The 15,249-nt window shown below is 44.3% G+C and carries 16 protein-coding genes and 2 tRNA genes; 13 read left to right on the plus strand and 5 right to left on the minus strand.

Going from position 1 to position 15,249, the window contains the following annotated elements; translation table 11 throughout:
• The first annotated feature begins 172 nt into the window (after positions 1 to 172).
• From polA to ACU1JV_RS09950, 5 genes are all read left to right on the plus strand, one after another.
• Positions 173 to 2,827 carry a DNA polymerase I gene (gene polA / locus ACU1JV_RS09930; RefSeq protein WP_413985876.1) on the plus strand — a complete coding sequence of 885 codons (2,655 nt, stop codon included), beginning with the start codon at positions 173 to 175 and terminating at the stop codon, positions 2,825 to 2,827.
• 71 nt (positions 2,828 to 2,898) lie between these two features.
• On the plus strand, positions 2,899 to 3,729 hold the full coding sequence (mutM, locus tag ACU1JV_RS09935; protein ID WP_413985877.1) for a DNA-formamidopyrimidine glycosylase: 831 nt from the start codon (positions 2,899 to 2,901) through the stop codon (positions 3,727 to 3,729).
• 112 nt (positions 3,730 to 3,841) lie between these two features.
• Positions 3,842 to 4,639: an MntP/YtaF family protein gene (locus tag ACU1JV_RS09940; protein ID WP_413985878.1), complete on the plus strand. Its 798-nt coding sequence runs from the start codon at positions 3,842 to 3,844 to the stop codon at positions 4,637 to 4,639.
• Between the two features lie 10 nt (positions 4,640 to 4,649).
• Positions 4,650 to 5,246, plus strand: a complete 597-nt coding sequence (gene coaE / locus ACU1JV_RS09945) for a dephospho-CoA kinase (RefSeq protein ID WP_413985879.1) — start codon at positions 4,650 to 4,652, stop codon at positions 5,244 to 5,246.
• A complete protein-coding gene (locus ACU1JV_RS09950; protein ID WP_013370365.1) occupies positions 5,243 to 5,806 on the plus strand; it encodes a lytic transglycosylase domain-containing protein in 564 nt (187 codons plus the stop codon). Before coaE ends, ACU1JV_RS09950 begins: the two co-directional genes overlap by 4 nt.
• 118 nt (positions 5,807 to 5,924) lie before the next feature.
• On the opposite strand, the gene ACU1JV_RS09955 is transcribed toward ACU1JV_RS09950, so the two are convergent.
• A complete protein-coding gene (locus ACU1JV_RS09955; protein WP_013309613.1) occupies positions 5,925 to 6,149 on the minus strand; it encodes an alpha/beta-type small acid-soluble spore protein in 225 nt (74 codons plus the stop codon).
• Between the two features lie 105 nt (positions 6,150 to 6,254).
• Here ACU1JV_RS09955 and nrdR point away from each other — a divergent pair, with 105 nt between their 5' ends.
• The 5 genes from nrdR to ACU1JV_RS09980 all read left to right on the plus strand — a co-directional run bounded on the left by nrdR (position 6,255) and on the right by ACU1JV_RS09980 (position 8,783).
• Entirely contained in the window at positions 6,255 to 6,722 is a 468-nt protein-coding gene (nrdR, locus tag ACU1JV_RS09960) for a transcriptional regulator NrdR (protein WP_013370366.1), read from the plus strand.
• A gap of 130 nt (positions 6,723 to 6,852) precedes the next feature.
• A tRNA-Ala gene (locus ACU1JV_RS09965) sits at positions 6,853 to 6,928 on the plus strand.
• Positions 6,929 to 6,939: 11 nt separating this feature from the next.
• Positions 6,940 to 7,012 (plus strand) — tRNA-Lys (locus tag ACU1JV_RS09970).
• Between the two features lie 426 nt (positions 7,013 to 7,438).
• Entirely contained in the window at positions 7,439 to 7,705 is a 267-nt protein-coding gene (locus ACU1JV_RS09975) for a CD3324 family protein (RefSeq protein WP_413985880.1), read from the plus strand.
• A gap of 151 nt (positions 7,706 to 7,856) precedes the next feature.
• Positions 7,857 to 8,783: a GNAT family N-acetyltransferase gene (locus ACU1JV_RS09980; protein WP_413985881.1), complete on the plus strand. Its 927-nt coding sequence runs from the start codon at positions 7,857 to 7,859 to the stop codon at positions 8,781 to 8,783.
• Here the strand turns inward: ACU1JV_RS09980 and ACU1JV_RS09985 are convergent.
• Genes ACU1JV_RS09985 through ACU1JV_RS09995 form a run of 3 tightly spaced genes read right to left on the minus strand, consistent with a single transcriptional unit; the run spans position 8,780 to position 11,208 of the window.
• Positions 8,780 to 9,784: an alpha/beta hydrolase family protein gene (locus ACU1JV_RS09985; RefSeq protein WP_413985882.1), complete on the minus strand. Its 1,005-nt coding sequence runs from the start codon at positions 9,782 to 9,784 to the stop codon at positions 8,780 to 8,782. The genes ACU1JV_RS09980 and ACU1JV_RS09985 overlap by 4 nt on opposite strands.
• Entirely contained in the window at positions 9,768 to 10,433 is a 666-nt protein-coding gene (locus ACU1JV_RS09990; protein ID WP_165084399.1) for a GNAT family N-acetyltransferase, read from the minus strand. The genes ACU1JV_RS09985 and ACU1JV_RS09990 overlap by 17 nt, the downstream gene beginning before the upstream one ends.
• Positions 10,414 to 11,208, minus strand: coding sequence for a helix-turn-helix domain-containing protein (locus tag ACU1JV_RS09995; protein ID WP_413985883.1), 795 nt, complete (start codon positions 11,206 to 11,208; stop codon positions 10,414 to 10,416). Before ACU1JV_RS09995 ends, ACU1JV_RS09990 begins: the two co-directional genes overlap by 20 nt.
• 176 nt (positions 11,209 to 11,384) lie before the next feature.
• On the opposite strand from ACU1JV_RS09995, the gene ACU1JV_RS10000 reads away from it, so the two are divergent.
• From ACU1JV_RS10000 to ACU1JV_RS10010, 3 genes are all read left to right on the plus strand, one after another.
• Positions 11,385 to 12,263 (plus strand): radical SAM/SPASM domain-containing protein, encoded by an 879-nt coding sequence (locus tag ACU1JV_RS10000; protein ID WP_013370372.1) that lies wholly within the window; start codon positions 11,385 to 11,387, stop codon positions 12,261 to 12,263.
• Positions 12,264 to 12,493: 230 nt separating this feature from the next.
• On the plus strand, positions 12,494 to 13,471 hold the full coding sequence (locus tag ACU1JV_RS10005; protein ID WP_413985884.1) for an AraC family transcriptional regulator: 978 nt from the start codon (positions 12,494 to 12,496) through the stop codon (positions 13,469 to 13,471).
• The gene (locus ACU1JV_RS10010; RefSeq protein WP_228392892.1) at positions 13,450 to 14,319 is read left to right on the plus strand and encodes an ABC transporter substrate-binding protein; all 870 of its coding nucleotides are present in this window, start codon (positions 13,450 to 13,452) and stop codon (positions 14,317 to 14,319) included. The genes ACU1JV_RS10005 and ACU1JV_RS10010 overlap by 22 nt, the downstream gene beginning before the upstream one ends.
• A gap of 281 nt (positions 14,320 to 14,600) precedes the next feature.
• Here ACU1JV_RS10010 and ACU1JV_RS10015 read toward each other — a convergent pair whose 3' ends face one another.
• Positions 14,601 to 15,218: a hypothetical protein gene (locus ACU1JV_RS10015; RefSeq protein ID WP_413985885.1), complete on the minus strand. Its 618-nt coding sequence runs from the start codon at positions 15,216 to 15,218 to the stop codon at positions 14,601 to 14,603.
• Between the last annotated feature and the right edge of the window lie 31 nt (positions 15,219 to 15,249).

Here is a 15,249-nt window from a genome sequence, read left to right on the forward strand (position 1 = left end):
GATTGGTATATAGCGGTTGTTTCCAACCCAGACTTGTCTTTGAGCAAAAGGCAAATTTGGCTAGGAAACAGCCGTTTTTTTCTGAAAAAGAGTCTTGTATGTTAAGATAGGAAGAGGAATGAGTAAAACGTAAGAACGTTACGAATGCATTGATGAACTTGTGAGGTGCGAAATGGATAAACTCATGCTTATAGATGGTAACAGTATCATATACCGGGCGTTTTTTGCTATGCCGCCATTGACGAATTCAAGCGGACAGCAGACGAACGCGGTGTATGGATTTACGACAATGTTATTGCGGCTTTTGGAGGAGCACAAACCAACACATATCTTGGTTGCCTTTGATGCTGGTAAAATTACGTTTCGCCATAAAGGGTACGAGGATTACAAAGGTGGAAGGGAGAAAACGCCGCCGGAGCTGTCCCAGCAATTTCCGCTGCTGAAAGAGCTATTGACCGCCTTTGGCATTGCCCAATTTGAACTGGATGGCTATGAGGCAGACGATATTATAGGCACCCTGTCCAGAACAGCGGACGAAGCGGGTTTCAATGTGCTGGTTGTGACTGGCGACAAGGACATGCTTCAATTGGCTTCAGACCATGTCACGGTCGGCTTAACCCGCAAAGGGGTTACCGAGGTGGAAACGTACGGACCTGAGCAGATTCAGGAACGTTACGGCTTGAAGCCGCTGCAAATCATAGACCTTAAGGGTCTGATGGGCGATACGTCGGATAATATTCCTGGCATTCCGGGCGTGGGTGAGAAAACAGCGCTCAAGCTGCTGCATCAATATGGTTCAGTCGAAGAGGTGCTGGCGCACACGGATGAGCTGAAGGGCAAAATGAAAGAACGCGTGGAGACACATGCTGACGATGCACGAATGAGCAAGGAATTGGCGACTATTTATCGGGATGTAACGTTGGACAAACAGCTGGAAGATGTAGTTTTCAGCGGGCTACAGGCAGAGACGGCTGGACCAGCTCTGGCGAAACTGGAGTTCAAGTCCCTGCTGGAGCGTTTATCCTTATCGGGCGAGGTTGGCAGTGCTGAAGTTGGCGTAGAGGAAGCCGCGGCAGACGTGACTGTGCTGGATGAAGAGCGTATCAGCGAATTGGTAGAAGTGCTGAATAACATAAATGTGCTGCATGTGGAGACGCATGGTGATAATCCGCATCATGCTGAAATTGTAGGCTTAATATTTGCCGCAACGGGGCGGCAGTTCTTTATGACACTGAATGTTCTACAAAGTGATGCAGCTACCCCTATTCGCGAATGGCTTGCCGATCCTGAACGCAAAAAACGCGGTCATGATTTGCACCGTACAGACTTGGCTTTACACTGGCATGGAATTGAGTTTGCCGGAGCCGAATTTGATGTGCAACTGGCCGGATACTTGCTAGACCCGACAGACGCGAATCAGACGTTGAGTGGACTGGCAGCCAAGTATGGCTTGTCATCGATTCGTCCAGATGACGAAGTGTTTGGTAAAGGAGCTAAATATAAAGTTCCTGACGTGGATGTACTATCCGATCATGTGGCACGTAAGGCAGCGGTGATCGAAGCATTGGTACCTGTGCAGCAGGCGGAACTGGAAAAGACGGAAATGCACAAGCTGTTCCATGAGCTGGAGATGCCGTTATCACGCATTCTGGCGGATATGGAGAAGCAGGGGATTTTGGTGAATGTAGAGGAACTGCGCGCTTTGGGTAAAGAATTTGAAGCCCAGATTGCAACGTTGGTGGGTGAGATCTACAGCATTGCAGGGGTAGAGTTCAATCTTAATTCGCCCAAGCAGTTGGGTGAGATTTTGTTTGATAAACTGGGTCTGCCAGTTATTAAAAAGACAAAAACCGGGTACTCGACCGATGCAGAGGTACTGGAAAAGCTTGCTCCATATCATGATATTGTGCAAAATATTTTGCAATATCGCACCATTGCCAAACTCCAATCGACGTATGTCGAAGGATTGCTTAAAGAAATTTCGGAGAAGACAGGTAAAGTGCATACGTATTTCCGGCAGACGGTTGCGGCAACCGGACGCTTGAGCAGTCAATTTCCGAATTTGCAGAATATCCCGATCCGTCTCGAAGAAGGACGCAAAATCCGCAAAGTATTTGTTCCCTCGGAGCCGGGCTGGTCGATTTTGGCGGCAGACTATTCACAAATCGAGCTGAGGGTGCTGGCTGATATTTCGGATGATGAGCGTTTGAAAGAGGCTTTTGTCCACGATATGGACATCCATACCAAGACCGCATCCGATGTGTTCGGTGTACCAGCAGAAGCTGTAGATTCCGATATGCGCCGTTCCGCAAAGGCGGTCAACTTTGGGATCGTTTACGGGATTAGCGACTATGGTCTGTCGCAAAATTTGAATATTACGCGGAAGGAAGCGGCTCGCTTTATCGACCAGTATTTTGACGTGTTCCAAGGTGTTCGCCGTTACATGGATGATATTGTGAAGGATGCGAAGAGGGATGGATACGTAAAAACGCTGCTGGAACGCAGACGATATTTGCCTGAGATTAACGCCAGCAATTTCAACCAGCGTTCGTTCGCTGAGCGTACAGCGATGAATACGCCGATTCAAGGTACCGCAGCCGATATTATCAAGCTGGCGATGGTGCAGATGGACGCAGCGCTGCGTGAACGCAATCTTCGCAGCCGCATGCTGCTACAAGTACATGATGAGCTTGTATTCGAGGTTCCGCCTGAGGAAATGGAGACGATGAAAGAGCTTGTCCCGGCTACCATGGAAGCTGCATTAAAATTGGCTGTACCGCTTAAAGCGGAAGTCAGCTATGGCAGCAATTGGTATGAGGCCAAGTAAGATATTTCAATGAGCAGATAGTCCCAATTTGACGTTGCTTCCGTTATAATATAGGGTGAGGTGAAGACATCATGCCGGAATTACCGGAAGTAGAAACCATTAAACGAACACTAAACGAGCTTATCGTTGATAAACATATAGATCATGTAACCGTAAATTTGCCTCGTATTATCCAACGTCCCGATGATATCCACGCATTTGCGATGGAATTGGCCGGCCACCGGATTACAGGAGTGGAGAGACGCGGTAAGTTTCTTCGGATTTTGCTGGACGGGCTGGTGCTTGTCTCCCATCTTCGAATGGAAGGACGCTATGGATTGTATTCACAAGATGATCCTGTGGAAAAGCATACCCATGTCATCTTTCATTTTAAAGATGGTACGGAGCTGCGTTATCAGGATGTGCGCCAGTTCGGCACGATGCACTTATTTCCGGCAGGACAGGATTTGCTGGAAAAGCCGCTAAACAAACTCGGTTTGGAACCGATGGACGAGGCTTTTACACCTGAAGTGCTGCGTGCCGCTGTTGGAACTCGTTCGACTTCGATCAAGGCAGCGCTGTTAAACCAGTCATATGTAGTAGGCATCGGGAATATTTATGTAGATGAATCGTTATTTAAGGCAGGGATTCATCCGGCACAGCCAGCCAAAAGCTTAACGGATAGTCAATTTCGCATACTGCATGAAGCTATTGTCTCCACGCTGGGCGCGTCGATTCAGGTTGGTGGCTCGTCCATCAAATCATTCGTCAACGGACAGGGCAAAACGGGCGATTTCCAGCATCAGTTGCAAATTTATGGACGTGACGCGAAGCCTTGCATGAACTGTGGTACATTGATCGAAAAATCCGTCGTAGCCGGACGTGGCACACATCATTGCCCGGTCTGCCAGCCTTTGCGCTAAACAGGCACAGTCACCCCAAGCCCATCCCTCTCATATATTGTTCCAAGTACCAATACTGCGAAGGAAGTAGGTTGCTGTAAGGCCCAGCCTTCGCAATGGGAGGGAATTTGGAGTGGCAAATCATTGGGGAGCCCTGCTGTTACTGGCATTTGCACTAAGTTTGGACAGTTTCGGAGTCGGTGTTACATATGGTCTGCGCAAAATGAAAATTCCACTGTTGTCGATTGCGATCATCTCAGTATGTTCAGGTTTAGTGATCGGCATATCCATGCAGCTCGGCGCATTACTATCTCGTGTCCTGTCCCCTGTATATACGACGGTTTTCGGTGCTGTCATTCTGATCTGTATCGGCTGCTACTCTTTGATTCAGGCTCTGCACCGCAAGGAAGATTTGACGGAGGAAGCAGCGGAAGTCCCGGGGAATCTTCACCTTACGGAACAGGTTGATTCAGGGAATATATCAGCACTTGCTGAGAAAAAAAGTGCAGAGGATGCCAATACAGAGTCTCTAACCAGCTCAGGAAAAGGCCTACCGACAGAAACCTCTTTGGAGCTACAGCAAGAGGAGCGAACGTTATTTTCGCTGGAGTTCCGCAAATGGGGGCTTGTTATTCGGATTCTTCGAAGCCCGTCTGCTGCAGATATGGACCGTTCCGGCAGTATATCTGCTACCGAAGCGGTTTGGTTAGGTATTGCATTATCGGTCGATGCGTTCGGAGCAGGATTAGGTGCAGCCATGCTTGGTTTTCAGCCTCTGTCTACTGCGCTGGCTATTACGTTATTCAGTGGTGTATTTTTAATTGCTGGTATGAAGGCAGGGTTCTTCCTGTCAGCATTTCGATTTATGAAGGCGCTCGGTGTATTGCCGGCATTATTACTGATTATGATGGGCATATTGAAGCTGTTATGAGGTGAAGAGCATGAATATCGGATTAACCGGAGGGATCGCTACCGGAAAAAGCACCGTGTCGGCTCTTTTGGTCGCCAAGGGTGCGCTGCTGATCGACGCAGATGCCATTGCCCGGGAAGTCATGCTTCCGGGGCATCCGGTGCTGGCGGCGGTCATACAGCATTTTGGACAAGCTATAGTGAACAGTGACGGAACCCTGCACCGCAAAAGACTGGGAGAGATTGTATTCGGAGACCCTGTTCAGCGACAGGCACTTAACGATATTACGCATCCTGCTATTCGTGAGGAAATGCGTCTGCGCATGGAAGCTTATGAACGGGAGCAGCCGAACAAGCTTGTTTTGGCAGATATCCCGTTAATGTATGAGTCTGGGCTGGAGAGCCTGTACGAGGAAATTATGGTTGTATATGTACCACGTGATATTCAGCTCCGACGTTTGATGCTTAGAGACGGTCTGACAGAAGAGCAAGCCGAGCTTCGCCTGTCCGCACAAATGGATATCGAGCAGAAAAAAAGTTTGGCTGATATTGTTATTGATAATAGCGGAACACAGAATGAGACGGAGCGGCAAATTGATCAGTTTTGGCAGCGAAAGGGACTTGCATGAACATTTTACGTAAGAAAAGAGTCCTGCTCATTTTGTTTGTCGGATTTGTCCTGATTCTGTTCCTCAACTCAAATTGGATGTCCTGGTTTTACCCGATTCAATATAAGGATGAAATTCGGCAATATTCACAGACGTATGAAGTGGACCCATTTTTGGTGGCGTCTATTATCCGCGTGGAAACAAACTTTAAAACCAGCAAGCAGTCACACAAGGGTGCACTGGGGCTTATGCAGATTATGCCGAATACCGCCAATTGGATTATGGACAGTGCCCAGATTCAGAAGGTCCCGCTGGACAGTGTAAAGCACGAGCCTGGCACCAATATTGAGCTGGGAACCTGGTATCTGCATAACCTGTCTATGAAGTTTCAGGATAATCCTGTGGTCATCGTAGCGGCATACAATGCTGGTCCAGGTAAAGTTAAGGAGTGGCTGGATCAAGGGGTGTGGGATGGCAAAGAAGAGTCCATTAAGCAAATCCCTTTTGGTGAGACACGGCATTATGTACAGCGAGTCATCTACTATTACAGGCAATATACAAAAATTTATAATGAGTTTTAAGTGACAGGTTAATGACAATATGAGCCTTTTCGCTTTAAAATGAAAAAAGCGCAGGACAGGCTGTTTTTAGCAGCCTATCCCTACACTTTTTCGTATTACTTCTTGATTATTACCGAGATTATTGGTATTGACCTGCCAATTGTTGTTCGGCGATCGTTACGAGGCGTTTTGTGATGTAGCCCCCGATCGAACCGTTCTCATAGGAAGTCATGTTACCTTGGTATCCATCTTGAGGAATGCTGATACCCAGCTCTTGAGCGATTTCATATTTCATTTGCTCCAGAGCACCGGAGGATCTGCTGACTACCAGGTTGTTGGAGTTGCCATTGTTTCCTTGTGCCATTGTTGTTCACCTCCTCGCGACGTGGTAAACATATTATGATCCGTTTCGACAAAATTATTACTAAAAAGCTTCGGGAATTTATTGGAAAAAGGAAGTGATGAGATTATGAAGTGCCCGTATTGTGCCTACAATGGCACGAAAGTGTTGGATTCGCGACCAGCGAATGATAATAAGTCCATCCGCCGCCGTCGCGAATGCGAACAGTGTGCCAGGCGTTTTACCACCTTTGAAATGGTAGAAGAGACCCCACTGATGGTCATCAAAAAAGATGGCAGCCGTGAAGAGTTTAGCCGTGATAAAATGCTGCGCGGTCTCATTCGAGCCTGTGAAAAGCGTCCAGTATCAGTCGAGCAACTCGATCTGATCGTATCTCAGGTGGAGAACGCTATACGCAACACAGCAGCCACAGAGGTGGATAGCCAGCAGATTGGTGAGCTAGTCATGGAACAGCTCTATCCTGTGGATGAAGTCGCATACGTACGCTTTGCGTCCGTCTATCGGCAGTTCAAAGACATTAATATGTTTATGAAGGAACTGAAAACACTGTTATCCAAAGATACAGACAGCGACTGATCGCTGACTGTATCTTTTTAGGGCCGTGGTGGGAAGAGGATTATATTTTTTTTATAAAAGTATTGACACAGGGTCGAATATTTTATATGATATAGAAGTCGCTTGAAACGTTAATTCACTTACATGTGACGGGGCCTTAGCTCAGCTGGGAGAGCGCATCGCTGGCAGCGATGAGGTCAGGGGTTCGATCCCCCTAGGCTCCACCATAATTTTATATGGACTCTTAGCTCAGTTGGTAGAGCAGTTGACTCTTAATCAATTGGTCCAGGGTTCGAGTCCCTGAGAGTCCATTCTTTAGAAAAAACGGCAGAAATGCCGTTTTTTTGTTGTTCATAGATTTGTTCCCAGTCTAACCAAGGACAGGTAAGGGTTGAATGAGCGCTTATCGAGTTTGATTATAAATAGCAACCCATTGTTTGTGAGTGTAACTTTGATCGTTGTTTCAACGCAGTTCGTATTTTACAATAACATGAGTTGAGTTCCTAATTATTGAACTGGACACGAACTGGACACAGTGAAAACCAGATGATACTTGAGAGGAGGGGGAACGATGTATCCTATCATTGGTTTCGTACTCAATCAGCTCCATGCAAAGCCTGCGGAATAAACAAGGCGAAGCTTGGTGTGGAGCGAATATATTTCGCCTGAAGAATTAGTTGTTTGCAGACGCAGGCTTTGCCCTTAAAATACCAATTTATTTTAAGGAGCGAGCCGAAATGAATTATTTGAAGGCAACTGATTTGCTTCCTGATGATCTACTTAAGGAAGTTCAGCGGTATATACAAGGAGAACTCATTTATATCCCCAATCGTCCGAGTGAGCGCAGGCGATGGGGAGAAAGCTCTGGAGCAGCCTATTATTATCTCATTCGGAACGAAGAGATACGTGCAAAATTCAGTGTGGGAGTGTCCATTGACGAGCTCTCAGAACAATATGGACTGTCTACAGATCGCATTAAGAAAATCGTATATTCAAAAAAATAAAAAATAGGTGCCCACAGAGAAGATCTGTGGGTTTTTTGTTATCCACTTTTATAAGTATAACGTTACAAACATTTGATAAAAGAACTTGGCATATATCAGACCTTCCAGAATCATTACAATAAAGTCAATATAGAAGAGCAGGAGGTAAATAATGAAGTATACTCAGAAAAAATTTGAAGCACATGACTTTTTAAGGGTTGGAGATTTTTTGAAACAGTCGCTGAAAAGCAGTCCTGACCTTAAAAATTGGTTCATAGATCGCTGGAATTTCTGTAGATATTGGGGACAAATTATGCACAACACATTTGAAACATGGCCTGAGACTGTTGGAATTTGGGAGGATGAGCATAATGAAATTATTGCTGTTGTTCACCCGGAAGGAGAAGATAACATAGGTGAAGCTTATTTCCAGCTTGCTGATCGTGATTTTTCAAATGAATTTCTAAATGAATTAATAGATTATGCTGAATTGAAATTAGCTTTACATGGTGAGAATGTAGCTACTTTAGATATAATCGTAAACGAGGATGGAGAGCAACTGAAGGAGCTTTTGAAAAAAAGACGGTACATCTTGCAGGATGGGAAAGAAACGACGTCCTATATGAATGTACCGCATGATGTAAAGCTGGAATTACCAAACGGGTTTAGAATCTCGGATGCGAATGAAGTTGGGGATTTTGAAAAAGGATTTGCTCATGGAAGAGCATTCGGGTACTACAAGGGCGATTATCCAGATAATGATGTGGCTGAGCACTGTTATTTATCATTGAGAAATGCCCCTGATTATATACCGGAATTCGATGTAGTCATCCTAGACACCAATAATGAAGTTGCTTCTTTCACTACTCTCTGGTACGACGAGCTAAATAAAATAGGAATACTGGAGCCTGTAGGTACGATACCGAAGTATAGAAAAATGGGGCTTGGAAAAGCCGTTATTTATGAAGCCATAAACAGAGTCAAGGATAAAGGGGTAGAAAGAATTTTTGTGGGTTCTGATCAGTCCTTTTATCTTTCAATGGGATTCGCATTAGCATACTCTAAAGAAATTTGGCAAAATAACAACATTATCGTTTAACGCTGGCTGACATAATCGGCAAGAATTTTCAGATAGTCACCATCCACCAGTTGTCTGGGGGCGAATACGGCTGTTAAGAAGGTTAGGGACTTGGAATGCGCGATTTGTTCATTCATCATGGAATGGTCAACTTCAGGCAAATGAATGACAGACAGCAGCTCTGGAGATATCTTTTGGCGATATACTCGCTCGGTGTCTTTTACATCTACGTTCATATCTTTTCCAGCCAGCACCAAGAGTACTGGGGATTTTAAGTAGCTTAATTCTTCCGTAGAATCAGAACGAAAATTTTTGCCTATAAAGCTCCATCTTTCTTTGGGAATTATATTCTCAGGATCGGCCATGCTTAGGTACTTTTCATAGGAAGCATGTTTTTTCAGTAGTTGTAGAATCTTTTGGTCGTAGTCCAGTCTCTTTTTAATTTGCTGCGGGCTAGCTCCTTCTTGTTCCAACTCTTTCCTGGTGTTAAATTGCCCTTGTGTAATCCAATTCACGGCCGGCGATACAAGGATGCTGAATGCAATATCATGCTCCTCTTTAACGATTTTCGGAATGACCCAGCCTGCTTGACTGGCCCCCCATAGGCCGATTTTGTGCTTATCAATCATCGGTAAGGTTTTGGCCCAGTCAACTGCATATCGAATCTCCTGTGCCCGGTCCTCCATGCTCTGCTCCAGCCAATTGCCTGGAGCGCCGTTAATACCGGGCTTATTCAGGGATAAGGAAGCATAGCCCTTAGAAGCGAACCTTTCCCACAGTGGTTTGTATCCATCATCATAGGTGTCATTGATTGGACCATCTCCATGGACAAAAACAACCAGTCCAATCTTTCCCGAGTAGTTCTTAGGCAAAGCCAGTGTACCTGTTAATACTCCTTTGGGAGTCGCAATTTGTATTTTTTCTTCCATCATCTTGTAGGAATTTTGATATAAAACAATCAATATCAAGGCAACAACCAGACCTGCCACAATACCAAGGGTAAGCCTATATGTTTTTTTCAATGCTGTTCTCTCCTCGATTGCAGTTTCGTTCTTTCCAGCTCATTAGATGCCATACAGGCTCCTTGAACCAAAAATGCCGCCAATAATTATATTGGGACTGCTCTATTTCGAATGCTAAATTGTGATACAGGCGGATAGCCTGCTGGTTCTTATGTGCTACATGAAGTGTCAGCGCATGGAAACCGGATTCAACCGTAAACTGCTGTGCGAAAGCTAGAAAACGTCGCCCGATCCCCTGATTGCGATGACTTGAGCGAATCGCCAAATGATCTATGTAACACTCATCTATGGCAGGCTTATATTCCAGCGCATGCATGCCTGTCAAAAATTTAAATACATTAAAGCAGCCAAACTGTTTTATAAGCGGAGCCAAAGAAATGAGATTGGCTATAGGAAGTGAAGAGGAGGGAGCCTTCCATTTGAGTGAAAGGACGCCAACAACATCTTCGTTCTCTTTGGCCACAAATTGTTTCATAGATGTAGAATTAGGATTTTGAACCCAAACCTGCATTAATAAACGCTGTATATCTTGAACCTCCAGTGCAACAAGAGCTTGAAATTTTGCTTTAAACGATTCTACTAAGAGCTTACATACGGCTTCATGGTCTTGCTCTTGATAAGCAACAATGTCATAGGATTGTGGACTCATGTAACGTCCTCCTGCTATCAGAAATTTGTACTTGAATCTCATATTGCAGCTCGTTGCTGTCAAATATGGATAGATAGGATTTTTCCACCACAATGATTTTGCTTAAGCATTCATAGCGGTGCTGGGTCGCATAATGCTCCAGTTGTTGGACTTGGTGTTCTATCTCAGCGTCTTCAGTGGCGGAGAAGTGCTTGTAAAGATAGCTGCCTTCTTCCAGAATATAGTCAGCTGTTCCTGATGTCGTTTCATAATATAGCTTCACCTGTCCAGAATCAGATAGATAATGTAGATCATTTTCAAATAATTGTGGTGGGGCAGGCCGCTGCTCAAATAGATTCCTGGCCGTGAGTTCTTGATCACTCTCCAATGCAAACCACAGCTTTAAATGTCGAGTGCCCTGCAGCTTGAGTCGATACTCATTGTTCTGCTGTGTAAGGGTATGATGTTCTTTTAGCACTTTATGAATAAACTGTTCGAGCAACTTTAAGTTAGCGATTTCATCCTGTACCTTCTGTAACGAATGTTCTAAAAGCTGCTTGTAATCATCGGCAGTGTAGGAAGTCATACATTCTTCAATTTGACCGACAGGGATGTTTAGTTTACGGAGCATTAAAATATGGGAAAGTTGATAAATTTCATGAAGTCCGTACATTCGATATTGATTTTCATCTGTGTATAACGGATAAAGGATCCCCTTTTCCTCAAAATACCGCAGCTGATGTACAGATACATTCATGAGCTGAGCAAGCTGGCTGATCGTTATGTGTTTTTTCAATGATAGGTCTCCTTACTCATAATTGATAATTGAATAACTTCACTATAAACCTTAGGTCAGACCTAAGGTCAATAGAAAATATCCGCAGAGTTTACCTCTCGTTCATAACCCGTTATAATCATAAGATTAGTGAGCATAAACCAAATGTTCAGGATGAAGGTTAGAATGGGGAAATCATGTTGAAGACTTTTAAGAAGGTATACATTGAGATAACAAGCATTTGCAATCTTGCATGCAGTTTTTGCCCTCAGACACAACGTGTCAAAAAATTTATTGATCCGGAAGTCTTTCGGAATGTGCTTGATCAGGTCAAGCCGCATACGGATTACATTTATCTGCATGTAAAAGGAGAGCCTCTGCTCCATCCCAAAATTGATCTTTTGCTGGAGAGTGCACATGAAAAAGGCTTAAAGGTCAATATTACCACCAATGGTACCTTGCTGCCGAAGACCGGACATAAGCTGCTTGGTCAGCCAGCCTTACGGCAGATGAATTTTTCTCTTCATAGTTTTGACGGGCATGAAGGTTCTGTGGATCGAGAAGGTTATTTGGGTCATATTTTCACGTTTGTCAGAGAAGCTGTGAAGCACAATATCATTATTTCCTTCCGTCTCTGGAATCTGACTCAAGATAATTTGACTAATGTGCAGCGTCAGCGCAACCGGGAGACACTGGAGCAATTGGAGCAAGAGTTTGGACTGGATTATCGGATTGAGGAAAAAGTAATACCGGGCAGTGGGGTCAAAATCGCTCCTAATGTATATTTGAATCAGGACTACGAATTTGAATGGCCTAGCCTGAGTGCTCCGGAAGATGACGGAAAAGGCTTTTGTCACGCGCTTCGCAGTCAGGCGGCGGTTTTGGTGGATGGAACAGTGGTCCCTTGCTGTCTTGATGGAGAAGGTGTCATTAACTTAGGAAATGTGCATGAGCAAACTTTTTCCGAGATCGTGGAAGGTGAGCGTGCAAACCGTCTGTACTTTGGATTCTCCAGAAGAGAAGCAGTAGAAGAGTTGTGCCGAAAGTGCGGGTATCGCAAACGATTTGGAACCTAATCATAGAGGTAGAACTTTAAGCGACAATAGAATGCATCACAAGAAAGAGAGCCCTTTTACAGGGCTTTTTCTTATATTTGCATAGGGGGATAATCAGCGGCTTTGACGATCTAGAGGAAGTTAGACGTAATGATTGCTTGTGAGAATGATTATCAATTATAATAAATTTATTCTAATAAATTGGGCGGGATAAGCAACACATCGGTTTGGATAGGGGCTGAGCGGTAGTAATGAAGTTGAACGATCACATTGTATTGTGGAATCATGTGTTTATACAGGTGATGGATATTCGCCATAAGAAAATGGATAAAGGGGAAGAATTGCGGAGCTATAGACTTCCGGTCAGTGCGTTTTTATATACGGTGCGCGGAAGTGCACGAGTATGGCTGGATGACAGTGTTCATAGGGTGGATCGTTTCCATGTCCTGCATGGGGGAAAAGGAATGTGCTTGAGCGTCCTGACAGAGGATGTGCTTGAATATTATATCATTCTGTACAAGGCAACTTTGGCCCTGCCCAGTCGTAAGGAGCTTGTACAATTGCTGGAAAGGGAAAATCCTTTTCAGAATCAGTATGCTTTCGCACCTCACTACCCGCTGCCCCTGTATGATACAGTGAAGCTGTTGGAGCAAGAATGGCATAAGGGATCGGGACTTGGTAAACTGCATGTCAAAGCTTTGTTTCATCATTTTGTATTCGAGTTGTTACACCAACTGGATCGACAAGGTATTCAGCCCCTTAAGCCTGACTTGGTAGCGCAAGCTGTAACCTATATTCGTGAGCATTTTAGTCGGCCTATAACACTAGAATCTATTGCGGAGGACCTAGAGTGCAGTACCGGACATTTATCAAGGCTGTTCAAAAGTAAAATGCATACCAGTCCAATTCATTACTTGGGTCAGATACGGGCGAATCGGGCGGCAGAGCTGCTAATGCAGACGGATGCCACTTTGCAGGAGATCGCAGAGCGTGTGGGATATCCAGATGCGCATTCATTAAGTCGCAGCTTCAAGAAATATAAGGGACTATCTCCTATACGATTCAAAAAAGGACGGCAGCAGCATATCCAGGGACAAGATCAGGTATGCCCCAAACGAAGCTTAAATATGCCCTTCAGCGGACAGCCTTCACACGTTATACTGATATTGATTATCAATATCGGTATCATGCGGAAGGGGATTTTTTCATGCACGGTAGAGGCAAAATGACGGCTATGATGATCATGTTGTGCTTATCATTGATGCTGGGGGCCTGCTCAGCTTCGACGAATACACATGGAAGCTCGCAGACGAAGGCTAATCATACAGTGGCAACATCTAACAGCGATGGACAAGCGGCAGTACAAACGCAGACAAGAACGGTTAAGACACTAAAAGGCGATGTAGAAGTACCTGCAAACCCGAAACGAGTGGCATCGGATCAGTATATGGGTCATCTTTTAAAACTGGGGATTATTCCAGTAGGGGTCAGAAGCTATATGCTTAATGAGGCTTGGATTGATCCATCGGGATATCCCAAGGAGAAGTTAGCCGGAATCAAAGATCTCGGGGATTTTCCTATGGATTTGGAGGAACTGACCGTTCTGCAACCCGATTTAATTATCGGCTCAATTGAAAAGAACATCGACAGCTACCAAAAGATAGGAACGACTGTGTTCCTGCCGTATTGGGAGGGTGAATCTACAGCGGGACCACTGGATAAATTCCGCAGAATCAGTGAAATTTTTGGCAAACAGAAAGAAGCCGAGCAGTGGATCGCTGAATATGAGAAGAAAGTTGCAGAGGCCAGAACCAAAATTGACGGTATCATTAAAGATGGAGAGACGGTTTCGATCGTACAAGTCGCCAATAAATCCATATATGTTTTGGCGGCGAAAGGCGGCAACTACGGAAGCCCAACCATATATCAAATGCTAAAGCTGCCACCCACAAAGAAAGCATTGAATATGAAAGAGGGATTTGAAAATATTTCACTTGAGGTTTTACCCGAGTATATGGGAGATCATATTTTTGTATATGGCTCAAAAGATGAGGGGGGCCAATCAGATCCTGCATAGTGAGCTATGGAAAGGTCTTCCGGCTGTAAAAAAAGGACAGGTGTACATGTACGGTTCATTCAGCAATAAAGGGGATGAGTTTGTGATGGAAGACCCCTATTCGCTGGAGCTTCAACTGGATACCATAGTTAATCTCTTATTAGCCCACAAAAAATAAAGGAAATACAAGTAACATCTTTGTATACTAATTGGGAGAAGCTTTAAGACTTCAATCTGCGAAAGTCATATAGAAAAATCCGCTTCACACAAGATTCCTAAGTGTTTGGCGGATTTTGTTATGTCTATATTTCTTCTTCTCTATATGTTTTGGTATATCTTTGAAATTCAGATTTTTGATCATCGTAATAATCTGCTCTTGTCCAGAAAATAATTTGAGAGAACGAATCGGTATGCTCCAAATAAGTGATTAAATATACAACTTTCACTTTATCGCTCTCTGTCCATACTTCGTATTGCAAACCTTGATTCCCGTTAATATTGACCTTTATTGGTCCCGTCAATATTATCCCTTTTCCAGACCTTTTAAGTACTAATTGAGCTGAAAACTCAGCGTATTCTTTTAATGTGATCATTGAGGATTTCTCATAAGGCAGTTCAGATTTCCAATCCTTGATGACCGCCATGTACGCATCGTTTTTTTCATACCAGGCTTGAATTAATGCATCTGGATTAAGAATTAAACCAGACTTCCATACATAAGGGAGACGGATTCGTTGCTGGGCATCTTCGCTTTTAAAAGTTTTTAAAATAGTTGTTGAACGAAGATCAGGCTCAACTTGTGAATCGCTTAATATTTTCAAGGAGCTGGCTATTGTCGCAAATTCGTGATGTTTTTCTATAGCTGAGCCTCCCCTTGAATAGATCAATACTTGAAGATAATGCTGTTTGCTCTCAAACATGGCACTGAAGTAATAGACCTGTTGGCCCTTG

This window comes from Paenibacillus sp. T2-29 (genome assembly GCF_052921365.1).

Excerpts from the sequence above, each read along its gene's own strand:
- polA (WP_413985876.1), top strand. The coding sequence starts at position 173 with ATGGATAAACTCATGCTTATAGATGGTAACAGTATCATATACCGGGCG.
- mutM (WP_413985877.1), top strand. The coding sequence starts at position 2,899 with ATGCCGGAATTACCGGAAGTAGAAACCATTAAACGAACACTAAACGAG.
- coaE (WP_413985879.1), top strand. The coding sequence starts at position 4,650 with ATGAATATCGGATTAACCGGAGGGATCGCTACCGGAAAAAGCACCGTG.
- ACU1JV_RS09950 (WP_013370365.1), top strand. The coding sequence starts at position 5,243 with ATGAACATTTTACGTAAGAAAAGAGTCCTGCTCATTTTGTTTGTCGGA.
- ACU1JV_RS09955 (WP_013309613.1), bottom strand. The coding sequence starts at position 6,149 with ATGGCACAAGGAAACAATGGCAACTCCAACAACCTGGTAGTCAGCAGA.
- nrdR (WP_013370366.1), top strand. The coding sequence starts at position 6,255 with ATGAAGTGCCCGTATTGTGCCTACAATGGCACGAAAGTGTTGGATTCG.
- ACU1JV_RS09975 (WP_413985880.1), top strand. The coding sequence starts at position 7,439 with ATGAATTATTTGAAGGCAACTGATTTGCTTCCTGATGATCTACTTAAG.
- ACU1JV_RS09980 (WP_413985881.1), top strand. The coding sequence starts at position 7,857 with ATGAAGTATACTCAGAAAAAATTTGAAGCACATGACTTTTTAAGGGTT.
- ACU1JV_RS09990 (WP_165084399.1), bottom strand. The coding sequence starts at position 10,433 with ATGAGTCCACAATCCTATGACATTGTTGCTTATCAAGAGCAAGACCAT.
- ACU1JV_RS10000 (WP_013370372.1), top strand. The coding sequence starts at position 11,385 with ATGTTGAAGACTTTTAAGAAGGTATACATTGAGATAACAAGCATTTGC.
- ACU1JV_RS10005 (WP_413985884.1), top strand. The coding sequence starts at position 12,494 with ATGAAGTTGAACGATCACATTGTATTGTGGAATCATGTGTTTATACAG.
- ACU1JV_RS10010 (WP_228392892.1), top strand. The coding sequence starts at position 13,450 with ATGCACGGTAGAGGCAAAATGACGGCTATGATGATCATGTTGTGCTTA.
- ACU1JV_RS10015 (WP_413985885.1), bottom strand. The coding sequence starts at position 15,218 with ATGTTTGAGAGCAAACAGCATTATCTTCAAGTATTGATCTATTCAAGG.